Source organism: Streptomyces sp. LS1784 (assembly GCF_020103755.1).
Taxonomy (GTDB): domain Bacteria; phylum Actinomycetota; class Actinomycetes; order Streptomycetales; family Streptomycetaceae; genus Kitasatospora.
Genome location: NZ_JAHSQD010000699.1, coordinates 1 through 3,785, shown reverse-complemented (window position 1 = coordinate 3,785; position 3,785 = coordinate 1). Strand labels below are relative to the sequence as shown.

The window sequence follows — 3,785 nt, the reverse complement described above, 5'->3', positions numbered from 1 at the left end:
CCGCGCGGCGTCCCGCTGGGGCGGGGAGGCCGGCGGGATCGTGGTGCCCGGCACCGGCGGCCGCAGCGCGGTGCCGTGGGTGATCGGCGGCTCGGTGGCCCTGCTGGGCGGTGCCGTGGTGCTGGTCAGGGCGCTGCGCCGGCGCTGAGCCCGGAGCGCCGCAAGGACCACCAGGGCCTAGACTGAACGCTCATGAGCAACGACCGCGACGCCCTGCTGGCACAGATCAAGGACAAGGCCGTCGTGCACGGCAAGGTCACCCTCTCCTCCGGCAAGGAGGCCGACTACTACGTCGACCTGCGCCGGATCACGCTGGACGGCGTGGCCGCCCCGCTGGTCGGCCGGGTGATGCTGGACGCGACCTCGCACCTGGAGTACGACGCCGTCGGCGGTCTGACCCTGGGTGCCGACCCGGTGGCCGCCTCGATGCTGCACGCCGCCGCCGCACGCGGGCAGCAGCTGGACGCCTTCGTGGTCCGCAAGACCGGCAAGGCGCACGGCCTCCAGCGCCGGATCGAGGGCCCGGACGTCAAGGGCCGCCGGGTGCTGGCCGTCGAGGACACCTCCACCACCGGCGGCTCGGTGCTGACCGCCGTGGAGGCGCTGCGCGAGGCGGGCGCCGAGGTGGTCGGCGTCGCGGTGATCGTGGAGCGCGGCGGCGCGGCCGCTGTCGAGGCCCAGGGCCTGGAGTACGTGACCGCGTACAACCTGGACGACCTGGGTCTCTGACCCGGCCGGCACGACGAACGACAGAGGGCCGGTGCTGTTTCACGTGAAACAGCACCGGCCCTCGCCGTATCCGGAGCGCCGGGCGCTCAGCCCCGCCGGTGCCGGCCGCCGCCTGCCTGGACCTGGCTCTCCTCGACGGCCTCGGCGCCGCCGGCCCGCTTCTTCTTCCGCTCGCGCATGACCTCGATCAGGATCGGCGAGATCGAGAGCAGGACGATCAGCAGCACCGCCGGGATCAGGTACTTGTCGATCACGGGGGCGAGCGCGTCACCGAAGAAGTAGCCGGTCAGCAGCATGGACTCGGTCCACAGCACACCGCCGATCACGTTCCAGACGAAGAAGGTCCGGGCGGGCATCTCCAGGGTGCCGGCGACCGGGTTCAGGAACGTGCGGATGATCGGCATGAAGCGGGCCAGCACCACCGCCTTGCCGGAGCCGAACTTGTTGAAGTACTCCTCCGCCTTCACGACGTACTCGCGGCGGAAGATCTTCGAATCGGGCTTGTCGAACATCTTCGGCCCGACCTTGGCGCCGATCAGGTGCCCGAGCTGCGCACCGGCGATCGCCGCGATCGGACAGCCGATCAGCAGGAGGGTGATCGGCAGCCTGGCGCCGTCGCCGAGCACCGAGGAGGCGGCGCTCGACGCGGCGACGCCCGCGAGGATCAGCAGCGAGTCGCCCGGGAAGAAGAAGCCGACCAGCAGGCCGGTCTCCGCGAAGATGATCGCGATCAGCCCGATGGCGCCGAGGGACGAGATCAGGGATTTGGCGTCGAGCAGGTTGACGGCCAACTGGTTGTAGTCCACGGGCGCAGGATAGCGGGCGTACCGTGCCGGCGAAGCGGGCGTACCGTGCCTGCGGTGCCCCGGCCGGGGCCGCTGCCGACCCCCGCCGGGGCCGTCCGGGGACCGGCCCGCGCCCACGCCCCGCGACGTTCCGCATGGCGGGCTCCTGCTGACCTGCGGGCACGAGTCTGGGAAGATGACACAGGCGTCCGGTCCGCGGTGGCACACCACCCTCATGGCCGAACCGCGGAGGTCGCCTCGAACCTTGGTGCCGGAGAGCCACACCGCAACGCCGCGCGTCGGCGGGCCGGCACGGAGTCGTCACGAAGGCGTACACAGCGTCGGACAGCACCGTCCGTACGCCGCAACCCGACAGGAGCGGATCGCATGCCCATCGCAACTCCCGAGGTCTACAACGAGATGCTCGACCGGGCCAAGGCGGGCAAGTTCGCCTACCCGGCGATCAACGTCACGTCGTCGCAGACCCTGCACGCCGCGCTGCGCGGCTTCGCCGAGGCCGAGAGCGACGGCATCATCCAGATCTCGACCGGTGGCGCGGAGTTCCTGGGCGGCCAGCACAACAAGGACATGGTGACCGGCGCCGTCGCGCTCGCCGAGTTCGCCCACATCGTCGCCGCCAAGTACGACATCACCGTCGCGCTGCACACCGACCACTGCCCGAAGGACAAGCTGGACGGCTACGTCCGCCCGCTGCTGGCGATCTCCGCCGAGCGCGTGGCCAAGGGCGAGAACCCGCTGTTCCAGTCGCACATGTGGGACGGCTCGGCCGAGACCCTCTCCGACAACCTGGCCATCGCCCAGGAGCTGCTGGCCCAGGCCGCCGCCGCCAAGATCATCCTTGAGGTCGAGATCACCCCGACCGGTGGCGAGGAGGACGGCGTCACCCACGAGATCAACGACGAGCTGTACACCACCGTCAACGACGCCGTGCGCACCGCCGAGGCGCTGGGCCTGGGTGAGAAGGGCCGCTACCTGCTGGCCGCCTCCTTCGGCAACGTGCACGGCGTGTACAAGCCGGGCAACGTCGTGCTGAAGCCGGAGCTGCTGCGCGAGCTCCAGGACGCGATCGGAAAGCAGTACGGCAAGACCGACCCGTTCGACTTCGTCTTCCACGGCGGCTCGGGCTCGACCGCCGAGGAGATCGCCACCGCGCTGGAGAACGGCGTCGTGAAGATGAACCTGGACACCGACACCCAGTACGCCTTCACCCGCCCGGTGGCCGGCCACATGTTCGCCAACTACGACGGCGTGCTGAAGGTCGACGGCGAGGTCGGCAAGAAGAACACCTACGACCCGCGCACCTGGGGCAAGCTGGCCGAGGCCGGCATGGCCGCCCGCGTGGTCGAGGCCGCCGAGCAGCTGCGTTCGGCGGGCAAGCGCCTGAAGTGAGCCCCGCGCCCGACGTACGGCCCGCGCCCGAAGCGTGAAACACGGGTGCCCCCGGCGGAGACCGCCGGGGGCACCCGCACGTCGGGGGGTGTCCTACTGCTTGAGCTCCGCGTACGCCTCCGCGCTGCTGTCCTTCAGGAACTGCCAGCAGCGAGCCTCCTCCTCGGTCTCCTTGATCGCGCCGGCCGCCCGGGCGAGCGCCGCCAGGCAGCGCAGGAAGCCGCGGTTGCCGCGGTGCTCCCACGGCACCGGGCCGTGGCCCTTCCAGCCGTTGCGCCGCAGCGCGTCCAGGCCGCGGTGGTAGCCGGTACGGGCGTAGGCATACGACTCGACGTACCGGCCGGCCGCGTAGGCGTCGTCGGCGAGCATGGCCCAGGCCAGGCAGAAGGCCGGGAACTCGGCCGCCACCTGGGTCGGGGAGGCCGACTCCTCCGCCAGCATCCGGTAGGGCCGCTCCTCCTCCGGGAGGAGGGTCGGTTCGGGACCGTCGAGAAGGTTCCTGTGAATCGCCATGCCCTGAAGTCTGCCATCCGAGACGCAGGGGTCAACCGCCGTCCCGGACGGCCACCGCTTCCCGCGCCCCGAACGCCGCACACCGGGGACATGGACATTCACCCGTTTCCCATGCGAGTGTGAAGATCATGTCCGCAGCCCGATCCGCCGGCAGGCGCGCCGCACCGCCCCGGAAGGGCGGTCGCCGACGCCGACGGCAGCGGCGGAGACTCGGCCCTGGCATGCTCACGGCACTTGTGGTCGCCGTGCTGGTGCTGGGCGCCACGGCGGTCGTGCTGACCCGCCCCGCGGGGACCCCGGCCGCCGCCCCGACCACCCAGGCGAGGGTCGCCCCGCCGGCCGAGCAGG

General features: G+C 71.5%; 4 protein-coding genes. 2 read left to right on the top strand and 2 right to left on the bottom strand.

The genetic code is table 11. From position 1 onward, the window contains the following. The first annotated feature begins 192 nt into the window (after positions 1–192). Positions 193–729 (top strand): orotate phosphoribosyltransferase, encoded by a 537-nt coding sequence (gene pyrE, locus KS423_RS40810; RefSeq protein ID WP_224284783.1) that lies wholly within the window; start codon positions 193–195, stop codon positions 727–729. 86 nt (positions 730–815) lie between these two features. Here pyrE and KS423_RS40805 read toward each other — a convergent pair whose 3' ends face one another. Then, positions 816–1,535 (bottom strand): DedA family protein, encoded by a 720-nt coding sequence (locus KS423_RS40805; protein ID WP_224284782.1) that lies wholly within the window; start codon positions 1,533–1,535, stop codon positions 816–818. Positions 1,536–1,901: 366 nt separating this feature from the next. Here KS423_RS40805 and fbaA point away from each other — a divergent pair, with 366 nt between their 5' ends. Beyond that, positions 1,902–2,924, top strand: a complete 1,023-nt coding sequence (fbaA, locus tag KS423_RS40800) for a class II fructose-bisphosphate aldolase (RefSeq protein ID WP_224284781.1) — start codon at positions 1,902–1,904, stop codon at positions 2,922–2,924. Positions 2,925–3,017: 93 nt separating this feature from the next. Here fbaA and KS423_RS40795 read toward each other — a convergent pair whose 3' ends face one another. Next, complete coding sequence (locus tag KS423_RS40795; RefSeq protein WP_224284780.1) at positions 3,018–3,437, bottom strand: DUF3151 domain-containing protein; 420 nt, start codon at positions 3,435–3,437, stop codon at positions 3,018–3,020. Positions 3,438–3,785: the final 348 nt, after the last annotated feature.

Bases quoted from the DNA above. Each gene is read 5' to 3' on its own strand.
- pyrE (WP_224284783.1), top strand. From the start codon at position 193: ATGAGCAACGACCGCGACGCCCTGCTGGCACAGATCAAGGACAAGGCC.
- fbaA (WP_224284781.1), top strand. From the start codon at position 1,902: ATGCCCATCGCAACTCCCGAGGTCTACAACGAGATGCTCGACCGGGCC.
- KS423_RS40795 (WP_224284780.1), bottom strand. From the start codon at position 3,437: ATGGCGATTCACAGGAACCTTCTCGACGGTCCCGAACCGACCCTCCTC.